18 protein-coding genes are annotated in these 15,418 nt (G+C 65.0%); 6 read left to right on the plus strand and 12 right to left on the minus strand.

Translation table 11 applies throughout. The features are described 5' to 3' along the window. Positions 1 to 169 precede the first annotated feature (169 nt). The 6 genes from KSS97_RS27600 (at position 170) to KSS97_RS27625 (ending at position 4,059) form a co-directional block, all read left to right on the plus strand. Entirely contained in the window at positions 170 to 394 is a 225-nt protein-coding gene (locus tag KSS97_RS27600) for a type III secretion protein (protein WP_030138396.1), read from the plus strand. Then, a complete protein-coding gene (locus tag KSS97_RS27605; RefSeq protein ID WP_217860574.1) occupies positions 381 to 806 on the plus strand; it encodes a type III secretion system chaperone in 426 nt (141 codons plus the stop codon). The genes KSS97_RS27600 and KSS97_RS27605 overlap by 14 nt, the downstream gene beginning before the upstream one ends. Beyond that, the gene (gene sctC / locus KSS97_RS27610; protein WP_033864418.1) at positions 799 to 2,949 is read left to right on the plus strand and encodes a type III secretion system outer membrane ring subunit SctC; all 2,151 of its coding nucleotides are present in this window, start codon (positions 799 to 801) and stop codon (positions 2,947 to 2,949) included. The genes KSS97_RS27605 and sctC overlap by 8 nt, the downstream gene beginning before the upstream one ends. Next, positions 2,946 to 3,155 (plus strand): HrpT family type III secretion system protein, encoded by a 210-nt coding sequence (gene hrpT, locus KSS97_RS27615; protein ID WP_217860575.1) that lies wholly within the window; start codon positions 2,946 to 2,948, stop codon positions 3,153 to 3,155. Before sctC ends, hrpT begins: the two co-directional genes overlap by 4 nt. 6 nt (positions 3,156 to 3,161) lie before the next feature. Continuing rightward, entirely contained in the window at positions 3,162 to 3,539 is a 378-nt protein-coding gene (locus KSS97_RS27620) for a hypothetical protein (RefSeq protein WP_030138400.1), read from the plus strand. A 70-nt stretch (positions 3,540 to 3,609) separates the two neighbouring features. Further along, positions 3,610 to 4,059, plus strand: a complete 450-nt coding sequence (locus KSS97_RS27625) for a type III secretion system chaperone (RefSeq protein ID WP_030138401.1) — start codon at positions 3,610 to 3,612, stop codon at positions 4,057 to 4,059. A 168-nt stretch (positions 4,060 to 4,227) separates the two neighbouring features. Here the strand turns inward: KSS97_RS27625 and KSS97_RS27630 are convergent, their stop codons facing one another. The 12 genes from KSS97_RS27630 to KSS97_RS27685 all read right to left on the minus strand — a co-directional run bounded on the left by KSS97_RS27630 (position 4,228) and on the right by KSS97_RS27685 (position 15,367). Continuing rightward, the gene (locus KSS97_RS27630; protein ID WP_217860576.1) at positions 4,228 to 4,737 is read right to left on the minus strand and encodes a type III effector; all 510 of its coding nucleotides are present in this window, start codon (positions 4,735 to 4,737) and stop codon (positions 4,228 to 4,230) included. Between the two features lie 117 nt (positions 4,738 to 4,854). Next, complete coding sequence (sctU, locus tag KSS97_RS27635) at positions 4,855 to 5,955, minus strand: type III secretion system export apparatus subunit SctU (RefSeq protein WP_217860577.1); 1,101 nt, start codon at positions 5,953 to 5,955, stop codon at positions 4,855 to 4,857. Between the two features lie 15 nt (positions 5,956 to 5,970). Continuing rightward, entirely contained in the window at positions 5,971 to 6,768 is a 798-nt protein-coding gene (gene sctT, locus KSS97_RS27640) for a type III secretion system export apparatus subunit SctT (RefSeq protein WP_030138404.1), read from the minus strand. After that, positions 6,768 to 7,022, minus strand: coding sequence for a type III secretion system export apparatus subunit SctS (sctS, locus tag KSS97_RS27645; protein WP_030138405.1), 255 nt, complete (start codon positions 7,020 to 7,022; stop codon positions 6,768 to 6,770). Before sctS ends, sctT begins: the two co-directional genes overlap by 1 nt. Before the next feature lie 9 nt (positions 7,023 to 7,031). After that, positions 7,032 to 7,685 carry a type III secretion system export apparatus subunit SctR gene (gene sctR, locus KSS97_RS27650; protein WP_030138406.1) on the minus strand — a complete coding sequence of 218 codons (654 nt, stop codon included), beginning with the start codon at positions 7,683 to 7,685 and terminating at the stop codon, positions 7,032 to 7,034. After that, complete coding sequence (sctQ, locus tag KSS97_RS27655; protein WP_217860578.1) at positions 7,682 to 8,782, minus strand: type III secretion system cytoplasmic ring protein SctQ; 1,101 nt, start codon at positions 8,780 to 8,782, stop codon at positions 7,682 to 7,684. The genes sctR and sctQ overlap by 4 nt, the downstream gene beginning before the upstream one ends. Beyond that, positions 8,779 to 9,348: a type III secretion system HrpP C-terminal domain-containing protein gene (locus KSS97_RS27660; RefSeq protein WP_225936076.1), complete on the minus strand. Its 570-nt coding sequence runs from the start codon at positions 9,346 to 9,348 to the stop codon at positions 8,779 to 8,781. The genes sctQ and KSS97_RS27660 overlap by 4 nt, the downstream gene beginning before the upstream one ends. Next, the gene (locus KSS97_RS27665; RefSeq protein WP_030138409.1) at positions 9,341 to 9,760 is read right to left on the minus strand and encodes a hypothetical protein; all 420 of its coding nucleotides are present in this window, start codon (positions 9,758 to 9,760) and stop codon (positions 9,341 to 9,343) included. The genes KSS97_RS27660 and KSS97_RS27665 overlap by 8 nt, the downstream gene beginning before the upstream one ends. After that, complete coding sequence (locus tag KSS97_RS27670; RefSeq protein WP_217860579.1) at positions 9,747 to 11,102, minus strand: FliI/YscN family ATPase; 1,356 nt, start codon at positions 11,100 to 11,102, stop codon at positions 9,747 to 9,749. The genes KSS97_RS27665 and KSS97_RS27670 overlap by 14 nt, the downstream gene beginning before the upstream one ends. Continuing rightward, entirely contained in the window at positions 11,102 to 11,995 is an 894-nt protein-coding gene (locus KSS97_RS27675) for an FHA domain-containing protein (RefSeq protein WP_030138411.1), read from the minus strand. Before KSS97_RS27675 ends, KSS97_RS27670 begins: the two co-directional genes overlap by 1 nt. 160 nt (positions 11,996 to 12,155) lie before the next feature. Continuing rightward, positions 12,156 to 14,243, minus strand: coding sequence for a type III secretion system export apparatus subunit SctV (gene sctV / locus KSS97_RS27680; protein WP_217860580.1), 2,088 nt, complete (start codon positions 14,241 to 14,243; stop codon positions 12,156 to 12,158). Next, positions 14,240 to 15,367, minus strand: coding sequence for a TyeA family type III secretion system gatekeeper subunit (locus KSS97_RS27685; protein ID WP_198796917.1), 1,128 nt, complete (start codon positions 15,365 to 15,367; stop codon positions 14,240 to 14,242). The genes sctV and KSS97_RS27685 overlap by 4 nt, the downstream gene beginning before the upstream one ends. Positions 15,368 to 15,418: the final 51 nt, after the last annotated feature.

Consider the following 15,418-nt stretch of genomic DNA (forward strand, 5'->3'; position numbering starts at 1 on the left):
AGGGGCCTGCTTCGCAGGCCAGCGGGAGCAAGCTCCCTCGCCACGGGGATTGCGCGCCCCTGAAGAGTCTCACGCCTCCCCTCCGATCTTTTTCCTCGCTTTTCGCGGAACCGCCACTGGCGTAACCACCACTCATCCGGTGAATACGCCTATCTCGGAGGAACCGTCCATGTCTTCTATCGATGCCTTGCAGCGCCGCCTCGACACCTACTTCCAGCGCGCCACCGATAACGTCAACAACGCGGCGATCAATGCCGCAGAGAGCCAATCGCTGGACGACATGCATTCGTTCTTCACCAGCATGAACGGCATGTCGGTCGCGGTGAACGCGGCCACTCAACAGACCACCGCCCACCACAACCTCGCCAAGGCGATCATCGATGCAATGCCATGAGCTGCGCACACAGCTCGCCCGCTGGCGCGCCAGCGTCGATGGCCCCGAGCATTTCGCCCTTGTCGTCGACGATGGCGAAGCGGTTTTCAACACGCTCGAAGCCGGCTTGCTGGTGTCGGTCGAGTTGAACGTCGCGCTGGGCAACGAAGCGTCCCTGGAAGACGTCCTGCGGCTAGCGCACCCAAGCCTCTCGCGGTTTCCCGGTGCGCTGGCCCGTTCGCCCCAGGAGGACCGGTTATGGCTACTGGCGCACCTGGCCCAGGACGCACACCTCGACGATTTGCTCGAAACCCTTGAAGCCTTGCTCAACCAGCGGGACACCTGGCAGTCGGCCCTTCATAAAAGCCCACGTGCCGTCGCGCAACGTCCCTCGCATTTTCACTTGCTCGGAACAGGAATCCGCCATGCCTAACAGGTGGCTAGCACCGTACCCTTCGTTGTCCGCTGGCAAGGCAGTTCTTCGCCGGTCGATCGCGCGTCGTTGGACGAAAGCCTCGTTGCTCGCCCTGGCCTTGGCCGGCGCGCTGGGCGCGGGCATGCCGACAGAGGCGGCAGTACCGACCGACTGGAAGAACACGCCGTACGCCTACGATGCCCAGAACACGCCACTGCCCAAGGTACTCGGCGACTTTGCCAACACCTTCGGCGTGCAACTGGTGCTCGACGGCACCGTGAAAGGCACCGTCGACGGCCGGATGCGCGCTGAAAGTCCCCAGGCGTTCCTCGATCGGCTCGGCCTGGAAAATCGCTTCCAGTGGTTCATGTACGGCAACACCTTGTACGTCAGCCCGTTGCAGAACCAGGACTCCAAGCGCCTGGAAGTGTCCGCCGACGCGGCACCGGACATGAAGCAAGCCTTGATCGACATCGGCCTGCTGGACCCGCGCTTCGGTTGGGGCGAGTTGCCCGACGAAGGCGTGGTCCTGGTCTCCGGCCCGGAACGCTACGTGCGCCTGGTGGCGCAGTTCGCCGAAGCACGCAAGACACCGGAAGAGAAGCAGGAAGTGATCAGCTTCCCGCTGCGCTACGCCACCGCCGCCGACCGCAGCGTCAAGTACCGGGGCGATACGCTGGTGATTCCCGGGGTCGCGACCATCCTCAAAGGCCTGCTGGAAAGCCGCAGCGCCGTTTCCGGAGGGATGCAGGCGGCCTCGCCCCAAGCGGCGTTCCAGAACATGCAGACCCAGCAATCCATGAGCATGGGCAACATCGAGCAATTGGCGTTGAACGGCATGGGGCGTCCGAACACCAACCGCGTGCAGCCCGGCGGGAACGGGGGCAGCGGCGGCCGCGGCCGGATCCGCGTCGAAGCCGACGTGCGCAACAACGCGGTGCTCATCTACGACTCACCCAAACGGCGGGAGATCTATACGCCGCTGATTCGTGATGTGGACGTGCCGCGCAAGCTCGTGGAGATCGACGCGATCATCCTCGACATCGACCGTACCCAACTGGCCGAGCTGGCGTCGAACTGGAACGTTGAAAGCGGCGATCTGATTGGTGGTGCCTCGATGATTCGTCCCGGCGCCAGCTCGACGGTGTTCATCCAGGACTACGGCGATTTCTCCGCGCAACTGCGCGCCCTGGAAGGTCGCGGCCTGGCCTCGGTGGTGGCCAATCCATCGGTGTTGACCCTGGAAAACCAGCCGGCGGTCATCGACTTCAGCAAGACCGAGTACATCTCCGCCATCGGCGAACGCGTGGCCACCGTCGAGCCCATCACGGCCGGCACCAGCCTGCAGGTCGTGCCCCACGCCATCGAAACCGGTGGCCGCAACCAGATCCAGATGTCCCTGGACATCGAGGACGGTCGCATCGAACCCTCGGAAGTCGGGCAACAGACCCCCAGCGTGCGCCGGGGCGTGGTCAGCACCCAGGCAGTGATGGGTGAAAGCCGCTCGTTGGTGGTGGGTGGCTTTCATACCGAAGAAACCGGGGACAACCTTGAGCGAGTGCCGTGGCTGGGGCGTATCCCGCTGATCGGACCGCTGCTGTTCTCCTCGACCACGCGCGAGACCAGTCGCCGCGAACGGGTGTTCATCCTCACGCCCCGCCTGATCGGTGACCAGGTCGACCCGGCTCGCTACATCTCAGCACTCGACCGTGAACAAGTGGACAGCGCCATGGCGCGCCTGGAAGAGCGGCGCAACGGCACCCGCCCCGTCGGTCGCGTCGAGGTCAGCGATGTCCTCGCGCAACTGGCCGACGGCAATATCCCGGCGACATTCAAGCAGGCCGCCTCGATCCCCTATTCACCCGACACGCTGTGTGCGTTGCAGCCTGGCTTGTCCCTGGACGCCACGAGAGCCCAATGGTTCGCCGGCCCCGACTACGGAATCGCCGTGGGCGTGGTGCGCAACGAGGGCAGTCATCGGCTGCGCTTCGACGAGGCGAGCTGCAGCACCCGTTGGACCCTGGCGGCTTCCGCCTGGCCGAAGGTGTGGCTTGAGCCGGGCGAAGAAACGGAAGTCTTCGTCGTCATGAAACAACCCAAGCGCACGCCAGGCGGCGGACGCTCTTCTCTCCTGCAAACCAGTGCGAGGACCACGCCATGAGTCGCACGTTGAAGCTACTCGTCTTATTGCTGAGCCTGCCGGTGTTCGCCGGCTGCGCAAGCCGCTGGGGCTGCCAGGGCGATGCCTGCGACCGCGCCGAACCCGACACCGGCCGGCTGGTGATCTGGTGGTCGCCGGGCATGCGCGGCGGCCTGGGTACACCTGAACACCCGCTCGACCACACGGTCGTTCCACTGGAGAACTGAAACGGTATGTCTTTTTCGGTACACAGCGTAAGCACGCGCCAGGCTTTTCAGAAAAACATCATCGCCGGCATCGCGACGTATTGGGAAATTGCCCCGGGCATCGAATTCTGCCTGCGACGCGAACCTCACAGCGTGGGGCTGGCCTTGCAAGTGCACAGCCAGGCGCTGCGGGCGAACCAGATGCAGCACGCGCTCGAACGACGTTTCGCCCAGCCGGGAGACTACGCGCAGCTGTTCCTGTTTCTTGATCCGCAGCGCGCATTGGTGGTTTGGCAGGCCCTGCCGGAATCACCGATATCGTCGCAAATGCTCGACGAGATCCAGTCCCGGCAGTTGGCGCTGCTGGGCCTGGAAGACCTCGACGATTATTCGGTGGCTTATTAACGAGCTGCCTGGCCACGGATCTGGCTCACCTGTGGCGAGGGTTCATGATTTTTTGTTGAGGAGATTTTCCATGACCGCTCCACCCATCGCCCAGCGCCTGATCGCGGCCCTAGCGGAACACTTGAATGCGGACCTTCAGCTGGAGGGCGGCGTCTGTGCGTTGTATGACGCGAGCAACCGCGAAGCCGTGGTCATCGAGCTGCCCGAACATGGCGATCTCGCCATCCTCCACTGCGCGGTCGACGTGCCAGCCCATATGCCCGGCCTGCACAAGCGCTTGCTGGAGCTCAACTTTCGATTGGACTTGCTCGCCGGCAGTTGGCTGGCCCTGGACGATAAGGGCACCGTTCGCTTGTGTGCCCACTGCCCATTGTCGATGCTCGATGAAGCGCAATTCTGCCATTGGGTCGTGGGTTTCATCGGCCAGGTCGGCGAGGTGCGTACACGCTGGATGCCGTCCGCAGCACCCACGGCTTCACGTCCAGCCTCGCTCAACGCGAGCCGTGCCCGGCTGGTCTAGCCAAACGAAAACCGTGGCGAGGGGATTTATCCCCGCTGGGGTGCGAAGCAGCCCCCAACCAGACAACTCGGTGTTCCAATTAAAATGAGTTCGTTGCTTTGGGGGCTGCTGCGCAGCCCAGCGGGGATAAATCCCCTCGCCACGGTTTCTCCTGAGTGATTACGGTCCTTACCGAAGCTTCATCGCTTCACCGCCCTCCTGCATGACTTTCCTGGCGCTGTCCATGAAGCCCTTGGTCACCTCCGTCACCGTATCGCTCATCAACTTGGCCATGTCGGCGGAGCTTTTGACCAGCACCATGGTGCTTTGACGCTCCTCCATTCCCATCTGCATCTGGAACTGCTTTTCCATCAGCGCTTTCTGACGGGTCTCCATCTCGCTCATGAACGAGTCGGGCGCGCGAGGCGGTGGCGTGGAGCTGGACCTTTGCGTGTCATCCAGCGGCCGATCGTCGGACGCCGCCGTGCGGTTCGCGCCCCGAGTGCGGGGCCGGCCACGTTGGTGCACCGCAGGGGGGACCGATGATGAACGTCCCAGCCCATGCAGGCTTTGGGTGCCGGTGCGCTGCTGGGCGTCGCGAGGTTGCTGGCTCAACGAGGGTGAGCGCGATGAGTGCAAACCTTCGGCGCCATGCAGGGCACCGGTGCCCCTTATGGACAGCGGATTGGGTTCAGGCATGGAAAATCTCCTCGAGTCGATGGGCGTGCAATGCGCACGGTTGGCAAGCCGGCATCGCCCGGGCGAGTCCGACTCACTACCTGAGTGGCGCCCGCGTATGCATCGGTTCCATCGGCCTCAGCGCAGGTTCAATTCCGGAATTTCGATCACCTCGCCCTGGGCCTCGTCGTCCAGCTCGCGCAGGACCCGATAGATGTGCGCGACGGCCTGGAGCGTTTCCCTCGGGATATAACCGCCAACGTCTTCGCGGTAGATCGTTCGCGCGAGCCAGATGCACTGGATCACCGGGACGCGCGCAGCCTTGGCCCGCTCGATCAGCGCGCGGGCATCGGCATCGACACCTTTGGTGATCAACTGCGGCAACGGCGTCTGCTCGGGACGATAGAACAACGCGACGGCATAGTGAGTCGGGTTGACCACCAACATGTCGGCTTCCTCCACCGGCTTGGTTTCCTGGCTGGCGGGCTGGTCGATCAACTGTCGGGCCAGGCTGCGGCGGTGCATCTTGACGTGGGGGTCGCCTTCCATTTCCTTGAACTCTTTGCGCACCTCCTCTTCGCTCATGCGCAGCCGCTTGGCGAAGAAGTATTTCTGCAGGCCGAAATCGAGGATCGCCAGCACCAGCAACACGCCCAGGCAGATGTGCATGATGTGCCGGAACAGGCCGGCCAGCCCGCGCCAATACCCGTTCAGGTCGCCATTGACCAGGCTGATCAACGAGCCGAGGGCCGGCATCGTCACCAGGTAAAGCACGCTGGCGATGAACACTGCCTTGACCAGGCCCATGAACAACTGGATCAGCGCCTGGGCGGAGAACATCTGCTGGGCCTGGTTCAGCGGATTCAGACGGTTCGGATCAGGTTGAAGGGCCTCGGGCGCGAACAGGAAGCCAAACTGTACCCAACCGGCGATCAGCCGCGTGGCAATGGCCAACCCCACGGTCATCAAGGTGAAGTTGAGCAACACCCCGCCGGCGTGGGCCAGGGTTTCCTCGAAGGCGCGCACGAAGTCGACGTCCAACCGGTGCAGCGGGAACGCGACCATGTCGCCCAGCGCCTGCATGCTGCTGTCGGCCTGGGTCAACGCCACTTCGGTGATTGCCGTGAGCACCAGCAGGCTGCTCAAATCCTGGCTCTGGCCGACCTGACCCTTCTTGCGCGCGTCGCGGATTTTCTTCGGTGTCGCCTGCTTGGTCTTTTCGCCGCTGTCTTCGCTCATGAACGAGCCCCTCCTTCAGGGCGCCGGTATCAACAGATGCAGCAGATGGCGGATTTCCCCGTATCGGCTGAGACGGCCGGTCATCGCGTCCCACAACGTCGGCAGGTAAAACAGCAGGAAGCCCAGGCCGACCAGGCTCTTGGCCGGCATGGCGAGGACGAACACCTGCAATTGCGGGCTGTACAGGCTGAGCAAGGCCAGGGCGAACTCCACCAGCAATAGCAAGCCGATGAAGGGCGCGGCGTAGAGCATCATGTGCATGAACATTTCGCCGAGCAGCCCGAGGAACACACCAAAGCCATCCGCGCCGGGCAACGGGAACCAGACCGTGGGCGACCACACCAGGTAGCTGTCCCAGATCACCTGGGTCAACGTGCCGATGCCCAAGGTGGCGACCAGCAACAGGATCGTCATTTCCTTGAACAGATGGCCCAAGGGCGTCGTATCCGTGCCGAGGGCCGGGTTCAATTGCCCGCCGATGAGCGCGCCGCGCTGGTTGTCGAGCAAGGCCCCCACCGATTCGTAGAGCCAGAACGGCATCGCCAGCAGCACACCCAGGAGCAGGCCCAGCAGCACCTCCTTGAACATCAGCCCGCCAAGGGTCAGCCAGTCGGCCTGTGCGTCAATCAACGCCTGGCGAATACCCGGCGCGGGCAACATGCCCAGGGCGAACACCACGGCATGGCGCGGCAAGCCTCGCAGATGCTGGAAGCAGAACACCGGGACCAGGTACGCCACCGGATAAATGCGCGCCATGCCGAGGGCGATCGACAGCAGCAAGTCGAAATACGGGACGAACGCCTGGGCCGTCATCAGGTGCTGGCCATCATTTCAAATGCCCGGCGCAACAGCCCCAGCAGCTCGCCGCCAATCCAGCGACCGGTGACCAACAAGGTCAGTCCCACCGCCACCAGCTTGATCCCGAACGGCAAGGTCTGGTCCTGGATCTGCATCAACGCCTGCACCAGGGAGGTCAGCACGCCAACGATCACCGCGACGATCAAGGGAGGCGCGGACAGCAGCACCACCAACAGCATGCCTTCCTTGAACAACGTCAGCGCGTCCATCGCAGGCCCTCAAAGATAGGAATAGAAAAGGCTGTCGAGCAACTGCGTCCAACCCTGCACGAGCACGAAGATCAGCAGCTTGAGCGGCAACGAGATGGTCATCGGCGCGACCATCTGCATGCCGAGCGCCAGCAGCAGGTTGGACACAATCAGGTCAATGACGATGAACGGGATGTAGATCAGGAACCCCATCTGGAAACCCGCTTCGAGCTCCGACAGCATGAAGGCCGGGATAAGCAGCATCAGGTCATCGCGACTGGCTTGCTCGGCGCGCTCCTTGGGCCACATCCGCTGGGTGTTTTCCAGCAGATGGGTGAGGATGTCCGGGTTGGTATTGCGCGACATGAACGCTTGCAACGGCTTGACCGCGTTCAAGGCCGAGCCCTGCAGCGCCTCGGTGCTGCTGAAATCCAGCGGCTGCTCCTTCAGTTGCTCGGCGATGTTGTGACCGACCGGCGCCATGATGAACAGCGTCGCGGCCAGGGCGATGGCGTAGAGCGCCATGTTCGGCGGCACCTGCTGCACGCCGATGGCGTTGCGGGTGATGGTCAGCACGATGGCGATCTTGAGAAAGGCGCTGCAGATGATCAGCAGCAGCGGAACCAATGAGATCCCGCCGATGAACAGCGCCAGCAGAAAGGGGTCGACCCCCTGGAAGCTCATCCAGCCACATCCACGCGAGTGACTTGCAGGCCGAGCCGACCCTCGACGTCCACCAGTTCACCCTGGGCCAAGGCCCGTTCACCATGGAACAACGTCGCCGCACCCGGTGCCACGCCCTGGACCTGGAGCACCGCGCCGGGCGCCAGGTTGCGCAGTTCGCCCAGGGTCAGGCTCAAGTGACCGCAGCGTATCGTCAGCGCCAGGGGCAAGTCGCCGAAGCGCTCGTCGCCGGCCACCGGCGCCTGCACCGGCGTCTCTGCGGCTACAGCTTCGGCATCGTCAGGCGCCGCGAAACCCGTCGCCTCGGGCGCCTCTGCGTCGGGTTCGTAGCGGGCGGTATCGTCCCAGTCGGGGGTCAGGATATCGGTGTCAGCGGTGGTACTCATATCGGTCTCCTCCAGAGCGAGCAAGGTCAGGCGCAACGGCGCGGAGCGGCTGTACACCCCGACCCGCAGGCAGTGCCGGCCGAGGCGAACCAGCCCTTGGCCGGATGGGTCGAACAAGGCGGTTTCCGGCACCAGCACGTCACCGGGGCGCAGCGCCGACACTTGCCCGGCCGCCAGCGCGAGGTGCCCCAGCGGCAATGGAACGTGCAGCGCAAAATGATCGTCCACCGGGGTTGTCCGCCGCTGCCAAGGCGCTGCGCGAAGCAATCCCAGCAAGGTCGGCCCGGCCAGTTCCAGGTGACTCGTCGCATGGGCCGCGCCCAGCCGTGCTTCGAGCCGGCAGGGAATGCCCCGGACCGCGGGGCCGGTGGTTGGCTTGAGAAAACCGAACGCCTGGCGCAGCGGCTCGCTCAAGGTTTGCTGGAACAGCGCCCAGAACCAGGCATCGTCCGGCCCAGGCTCGGCCGGCAGGACCACCGGACATTCGCCGAACAAGCTGAGCAGCGGCCCCGGCTCGTCAAGCGCCAAGACGCCATGGGTGCACTCGAACAAACACGACTCGCCTCCCACGGCGCCGCTGTCCAGGGTCAGTTCCAGCAAGCCCGTCTCGCCCGCCACCTCGAAAGATAAGCTGACGCCCGTTCCCAATCGCTGCCGGGCGACGGCGTCATCGCCGCTCATCGGTGGCAGCGCCAAAGCCTGTACGCTCATGTCACGCTCGCCTCTTCTTCGTGGGTCACGCGCACCACCACCGGTTGGCCCAGGCTTTGGGCCAGTGCCTCTTCGAGGCGCCCGGTTCGACTCGACAGCCGCGCGCGCGTCTCTTCGCTTTCGCCGCTCAGGCCGATGTCCCAACCGGACGTCCCGCCCAGCCGCTGGGCAGTCACCCTGATCCGGCCCAGATGAGGAAGGTGCAGCAGCAGGTCCAGTTGCTGGTCGAGGGTGGCCTGGAGGCGTGGCGAGAGCTGATCGACAAATGCCTCCACTTCACCACCCTCCAGATTCACCAACCCCGATAGGGAGCCGGTGCCTGCCATGTCGTCCTCGGAGCCGCCCCGCGGCGCATCGACCCACTGGCGAAACCAGTAGCCGTCGCTGCGTTCTGCCGTCACCTCGGGGTCGCGCCCGGTGGCAGGCAAAGGCTCGCGCGCCACTGGGCGACTGGCCCGGCTCACTTGGGCAAGCGGTTGCTCATACGCATTCGGCGCGTGACGAACAGGGGCCGCCGCAGGGGCGCCATGGGGCGACGGTCCACCGTGCAAAGAGCGTTCATTCATCACCGGAGACCTCCACCAGGTAATCCATCATTGCGCTGAGCTTTTCCAGGTCACGCCTGCGCCCTTGCAAACGCTGCTGGGCGGCTTCGGTGTCGCGTGCCTGTTGCGCCTGTTCGTCGTCGAGCGCCTGCAAGGCCTGCGCTTGCTCGGCCAATTCGCCGATCAAGCGTCGCTCCTCGGTGCTCCAGGCGTTAAGTTCGCAGACGCTCAGCGCGCGGCCACGGTGCTCGCCGTATAACGCCTCGCGCTGCGCTGCCTGCTGCTCGCTCGCGGCCTGCCAGCGCACCCGTGCCGCGGCGACCGCTGCTTCGCGCTCGCGCAATAGGTCGCGCTGTTGGCGCCAGGCCCGTTCGGCTTGCGCCTCGCGGTGCCGACGCACTGGCGCCAGGGCGTCCAGATCAGCCCGGGACATAAGCGGTCAACTGCTGGAGATGGGCGAGCGTCGACGCAAACGGCTCGGGCTCGCGCAGGTCCTGGCGCAGGAATGCGTCCAGGGCACCGCGCGACTCCACCGCCAGGTCGGTCAAGGGGTCGGCGCCGGCCTGGTATTCGCCCAGGCGCAGCATCAGCTCGATCTGATCGTAGGCCGACAGCAAGCGGCGCAGATTGATGCCCGCGCGCAGGTGCTCGGCCTCGGCCACATTGGCCAAGGTTCGCGACAGGCTGGCAAGCACGTCGATGGCCGGGTAATGACCGCGCTCCGCGAGTTTGCGCGACAGGACGATGTGGCCGTCGAGCAGCGAACGGACTTCGTCCGCCACCGGATCGTTCATGGAGTCCTGCTCGATGAGCACGGTATAGAGCGCGGTGATCGCCCCGTCATTGCTCAGCCCCGCCCGCTCCACCAGGCGCGGCAACAAGCTATAGACCGAAGGAGGCAGGCCGCCGCGCCCCAATGGCTCGCCCGCCGCCAGGCCGATTTCCCGTTGGGCGCGGGCGAACCGGGTCAGCGAATCTATGAGCAGCAGGACCCGCTGGCCCCGGGCACGAAAGCCCTCGGCCAGGGCCGTGGCGGTGAATGCCGCGCGGGCGCGCTCCATGCTGGAACGGTCGGACGTGGCGCACACCAGGACCGCACGGGCCCGCAGTTCATCATCCAGTTCATGGTCGAGGAATTCCCGCAGCTCGCGACCGCGCTCGCCGATCAGCCCGAAAACGATCACATCACATTCAACGTTGCGGGCGATCTCCGCCAACAACGTGGTCTTGCCGCAACCGGCGCCGGCGAACAGCCCGACCCGCTGGCCTTCGCCGAGCGTCAGCGCGCCGTCGATGGCGCGTACGCCAGTCATCAACGGTCGCTGGATGCGCGGCCGCGCGGTCGGCGGCGGGGCTTCGCCGATCACTTGCGAGGCGTCCGGCACTTGAGGCCCGGCGAACGCGCCTACGCCATCCTCAAGCAAAGGCCGGCCAAAGCCATCCAGCACCTGCCCCAGCAGCTGCGGGCCGACGGTCACCCGATGCGGCATGCCCAGCGGCTCCACCGCCGCGCCGACCCGGACACCTTCCAGGCCGCCCAGGGCGCTGAGCAAGGCGTCGTGCTGGTCGAAGCCGACGATCTCGGCGAGCAATGGCTCACGCCCGTCACGCTCGACCTGGCAGAGGTCACCGATCTGCGCCCCCGGCAGCCGGCACTGCAACAAGATCCCGCTGACCCGCTGCACCCGTCCGCGCACCATGACCGGCGCGAATCGGCGCAGGCGTGCCCGCTGCCCGGCTTCCCAGGTCTCCAATCGGCCGATGGCGGCGTGCATCACCAGGTCACCTCGTAGCGCTGCTCGCCTTCGAAAGTGACTTTGCCGCTGTCGATGGCGGTCAGTCGCAGACCGTCGATCTGATCGCCGAGGAACAGCCGACGACCGTCGGAGGTGACGACGTGACCACGCTTGCCGCCGACAATCTGGGCGATCTGGAATGGCAGCTGCGTCAGCCGTTCCTTGACGCTGGCCGTGATCTCCACTGACGTATCGTAGCGAGCGTGGAAACGCTCCATCAGCCGCTCGACCACCGCCAGGCGCTGGCGCGGCAGCTCGCCCACCAGCGCCAGCCGACCGTCCTGGACCTCGACCCGGACATTGGCATCCAGGTCGCGCTCCTGGAGCATGCGATCCAGCTCCAGGCGAACCGCCTCCACTGTGTCCAATGCAGCCTTGGCCGGCTTGTGCTGCTGCGCCGCGCTGGGCGCTACCGTCGGTGCCGGTTGGCTGGTAAAGGCCCACGCGCTGGAGGCGACGGTGATCACCGCCGCAGCGATTCCCAGGCGCTTGGGCCACGACGGCCGTGCCGCGGTTTTTTGGGTTTCGCGGTCCGCCGTCAAGTGCGCAGCGTCATCCAGTGCCGCTTCTTCAGGCCAAGGCTGATCGGCCGGGGCCAGGCACAACCAGACGCCGGCGATGGAAAAAGGTGTATTGCCTGGCAAAGGCTCGGTCGCGGCCCAAGGCTGGCCTTGTCCGTTGCAAACCACGCCCTCCAGCGACGCCAGCAGCCACTGGCCCTGGACTAGGCTGACGGCAGCGTGACGCCCGCAGATGCCTGGGTCGTAGAGCGCGAGATCGGCGTCTTCCGCCGCCCCGACAACCCATTGCTCACCCACCAGCGGCAATGCCGCCCCCCGGTGCAGACCACTCAATACGCGTAGCTCGAACATGGCCAATTTCCTCAAGGCGCGACCGAAGTGCGCCGACAATCCGCTTGAACAACGGGGCACGGGCGGCCCTCGTCCACTGTCACAGCCAGGCCATCGGACGCGCCTGGTTTCACATCGCTACGCCTGGCATCGCGGCTGGCGCGCCAAGCGCAAGAACACGTCATGCGGCATCCTCGATCTGGAGGGTTTCCTGCTCTAGATCAAAGCGCCCCAGCACGGTGACCTGGGCATTGCTGTGCAACTCGCTGAAGGCCAGCACCGGCACATGGTTGAACTCGTCGCGCAACAGATCCCGCAGCGGCGCGCGCAAGTCCTGCGCCACCAACAGCACCGCCGTCCGCTTGGCCCGCAGCGGGAAACCTTCGCGCAGTTGCAGGACCAGGGCGCGGGTGTGCACGCTCTCCAGGGCAAAGAAGGTTTCGGTCTGGGTCTGGCGCAGCGCGTCGCGCAGCAACCCTTCGGTCTCTGGCGTCAGCAGCCAGACGTGCAGGCCGTTTTCATCGCGGTACTGGTGGTAGATTTGCGACTTCAAGGCGATGCGCGCGTAGTCGGTCAGCGCGCCGACGTCACGCTCGTGCTGGCCGTGCTCGATCAACGACTCGGCGATCAGCCGCACCGCCCGCAGCGGCACGCCTTCGCCCGCCAGGCGTTGCAGCACGGCAGCGAAACGGGCCAGGGGCATGGTTCGTTGCAGTTCCTGCACCAGCTCTGGCTGGCCCGCTTCGAGCCAACTGAGAATCGACTTGCTCTCTTGCAAGCCGAGGAACTGCGGCCCGGTGGCAAACATGGCGCGGCTCATGCGTTCCACCAGCAACTCTCCCGCCGGTACCGCTTCCACGCGTTCGTCCGCCAGCAACGGGTCGCCGGGCGCCAGCCAGAGCCATTGATGCTCGTCGCGTACTTCGCTGCCGACCCGGGCATCCTGCGGTTCGAACGGCAACGGCCCGCGGGCGACGGCTACGCGATCTCCAAACGTGGCGCGCAGCATCGGCACCTCGTGCACGCAGAAGCGGAATTCGTCGTCCTCCAGGCGCGCGCTGTATTCGATCTCGAACGGCGGCAAGGTCAGGCCGAAACCGGCGACCAGCGCGTTGCGTTTCTTGCGGATCGCCTGGATGACCTCGTCGGCGGCCGGGTTGCCTTGCATCGACTTGGAGAACTGCAAGAGATAGGCACGGGTCGGGTCGAAGCTGCGCAAATCCTCGGCGCCATTCTGCTCCGGTGTGACGCTGGCTTGAGGCTGCTCGCCCTCGCGCGCCTGTCGCGCGCGGCCATACAGCTGGACGATGCCCGCCGTGCCGGTGATCACGGCAATGACGATGAACACCAGCGTCGGCATGCCGGGCAACGCGGCGAAGCCGAGCATGCCCACCGAAGCGATGACCCAGGCCTTGGGTTCGGCGGTCAATTGCTTGGCGATTTCCTTGCCGACGCTGCTGCCCGCCGGCTGCCCTTCCGGCGATACGCGGGTGATGATCATGCCGGCGGTGAGGGAAATCAGCAGTGCCGGAATTTGCGCAATGAGGCCGTCGCCGATGGTCAACACGGCATACAAGTGCATCGACTCGGACGCGCTCATATCGTGCTGGACCATGCCGACCGAAAAGCCGCCGATGAGGTTGATCACCACGATCACCAGGCCGGCGATGGCGTCGCCCTTGACGAACTTCATCGCCCCGTCCATCGCCCCGAACAATTGGCTTTCCTTGTTCAATTCCTCGCGACGACGGCGCGCTTCGCTGACGTCGATCAGGTTGGCCCGCAGGTCGCTGTCGATGGACATCTGCTTGCCCGGCAAGGCGTCCAGGGTGAACCGCGCCGCCACTTCGGCAACCCGCTCCGAGCCCTTGGTGATCACCAGGAAGTTGACCACCGTGAGGATGAGAAAGATCACCAGCCCGACGGCCAGGTTGCCCCCGACCACGAAATTGCCGAACGCCTGGACGATATGGCCAGCGTCGCCCTGGAGCAGGATCAACCGCGTGGTCGCCACCGACAGTGCCAAGCGGAACAACGTGGTCAGCAGCAGCACCGCTGGAAACGAGGAAAACGCCAGCGGTCGTGGCAGGTACAACGAGAGCACGATCAACAGGCAGGAAATACAGATGTTGATGGCGATCAGCGCATCGACGACTGAGGTCGGCAGCGGCAGGATCAGCATGAACACGATGCCAAGCACGACGAACGCCCCGGCCACTTCGATACGCCGCACCGCCGCGTTGGCGACCTTGTTCAGCAGGGCAATCATGACCGCGCCCCAATGACCGGTTCGGCGGTCTGTCCACGGGTCTCGCCACGGGAACGCTCATCGAGCAGCACCAGCAGATTCTTCAGCGCGGTCTGGCGGCTTTTCGCATCTCGCCAGAGCGCCAACGGCAAGCGCTTGAGCAAGGGATACAAGCCGTTCAAGGAAACCAGTTGATCATGCTCCTCGTCCCCTCCCAGTTCGCGACCGATACGCCGCACTTCCGCCGAAGACAGGCCGCTGCTGACAAACCCGAGCATGCGTTGCAGCAGCAGGACGGCGGTGAGCTGGCTGGACGGGCAACTGTAGGCCAGTTGCTCCAGCAGACGGCGACAGCTTTGCAGCACGCTGCCCAGTTGCGTCGAGGCAGCCAGGCCGATCAGCAGCGTACGCAGCAAGGGCGTAGGCCGCGAAGGCGCGTGGGCGGCGATGTCGTCGGCCAGCGCGCGGCGCATCATGTCCAGCCCGGACACGAATGCCGTTTCGCCGAACAGGCCAAGCAACGCCTGCATCATGGTCGGCAACGATTGCTTGAGCACCACGGTGTCGTAATAGAGGCGACGTACCGCCTGGCGCAATTCAGGATCGCCACCGGCGGCACGCAGGGCCTCGGCGATGTTCATGCCGGCCTGGATCTGCGCACCGTAACGCTCGCGCAGCAGTTGCAGGTAGTCGCGGGCGCGCTTGGCCTCGACAAGACGACCTTGCGCCTCGGCGTCCAGCAACGTTTGCTGGAGGATCAGGTCAGTCCGGGCCGGATCGCCGCCGGTAGACTGCACCACCTCTTCCAATACCGGCTCGCCCATCAGCAGCACACCGGCCTGGGCCGCCATGGCACTCAGGCTCTGCTTGCCTGGATGGCCAAGCTGGTCGTACCACTCTTCCAACTGCTCGCGGGTTTCGACCCGTGTCCGGCCCACCTCACTGCGGGCGTTGCGAATGCGCCGCTGGCTCAGCGCCTTGGTGTTGCGCTCCACGTGATGACTGAAGGTCATGCCGACCTCCTCCATCGAATTGGACTGCGCGACCTGCGTCGATTCCACAGGCCTGCCAACGCCCGCGACTGCCGAAACGGCCTGGGCGAGATTGACGGCAATGTGCGCATTGGTCGGGGCTTCTACTTTCATGACAAACCGGGAGCGTGGTTTCGGACGCTCAGTGGGTGGCGCCGATCCCGC

Origin of the sequence: Pseudomonas alvandae, from assembly GCF_019141525.1 — a bacterium.
GTDB classification, from domain to species: domain Bacteria; phylum Pseudomonadota; class Gammaproteobacteria; order Pseudomonadales; family Pseudomonadaceae; genus Aquipseudomonas; species Aquipseudomonas alvandae.

Bases quoted from the DNA above. Each gene is read 5' to 3' on its own strand.
- KSS97_RS27600 (WP_030138396.1), top strand. From the start codon at position 170: ATGTCTTCTATCGATGCCTTGCAGCGCCGCCTCGACACCTACTTCCAG.
- KSS97_RS27605 (WP_217860574.1), top strand. From the start codon at position 381: ATGCAATGCCATGAGCTGCGCACACAGCTCGCCCGCTGGCGCGCCAGC.
- sctC (WP_033864418.1), top strand. From the start codon at position 799: ATGCCTAACAGGTGGCTAGCACCGTACCCTTCGTTGTCCGCTGGCAAG.
- hrpT (WP_217860575.1), top strand. From the start codon at position 2,946: ATGAGTCGCACGTTGAAGCTACTCGTCTTATTGCTGAGCCTGCCGGTG.
- KSS97_RS27620 (WP_030138400.1), top strand. From the start codon at position 3,162: ATGTCTTTTTCGGTACACAGCGTAAGCACGCGCCAGGCTTTTCAGAAA.
- KSS97_RS27625 (WP_030138401.1), top strand. From the start codon at position 3,610: ATGACCGCTCCACCCATCGCCCAGCGCCTGATCGCGGCCCTAGCGGAA.
- KSS97_RS27630 (WP_217860576.1), bottom strand. From the start codon at position 4,737: ATGCCTGAACCCAATCCGCTGTCCATAAGGGGCACCGGTGCCCTGCAT.
- sctU (WP_217860577.1), bottom strand. From the start codon at position 5,955: ATGAGCGAAGACAGCGGCGAAAAGACCAAGCAGGCGACACCGAAGAAA.
- sctT (WP_030138404.1), bottom strand. From the start codon at position 6,768: ATGACGGCCCAGGCGTTCGTCCCGTATTTCGACTTGCTGCTGTCGATC.
- sctS (WP_030138405.1), bottom strand. From the start codon at position 7,022: ATGGACGCGCTGACGTTGTTCAAGGAAGGCATGCTGTTGGTGGTGCTG.
- sctR (WP_030138406.1), bottom strand. From the start codon at position 7,685: ATGAGCTTCCAGGGGGTCGACCCCTTTCTGCTGGCGCTGTTCATCGGC.
- sctQ (WP_217860578.1), bottom strand. From the start codon at position 8,782: ATGAGCGTACAGGCTTTGGCGCTGCCACCGATGAGCGGCGATGACGCC.
- KSS97_RS27660 (WP_225936076.1), bottom strand. From the start codon at position 9,348: ATGAATGAACGCTCTTTGCACGGTGGACCGTCGCCCCATGGCGCCCCT.
- KSS97_RS27665 (WP_030138409.1), bottom strand. From the start codon at position 9,760: ATGTCCCGGGCTGATCTGGACGCCCTGGCGCCAGTGCGTCGGCACCGC.
- KSS97_RS27670 (WP_217860579.1), bottom strand. From the start codon at position 11,102: ATGCACGCCGCCATCGGCCGATTGGAGACCTGGGAAGCCGGGCAGCGG.
- KSS97_RS27675 (WP_030138411.1), bottom strand. From the start codon at position 11,995: ATGTTCGAGCTACGCGTATTGAGTGGTCTGCACCGGGGGGCGGCATTG.
- sctV (WP_217860580.1), bottom strand. From the start codon at position 14,243: ATGATTGCCCTGCTGAACAAGGTCGCCAACGCGGCGGTGCGGCGTATC.
- KSS97_RS27685 (WP_198796917.1), bottom strand. From the start codon at position 15,367: ATGAAAGTAGAAGCCCCGACCAATGCGCACATTGCCGTCAATCTCGCC.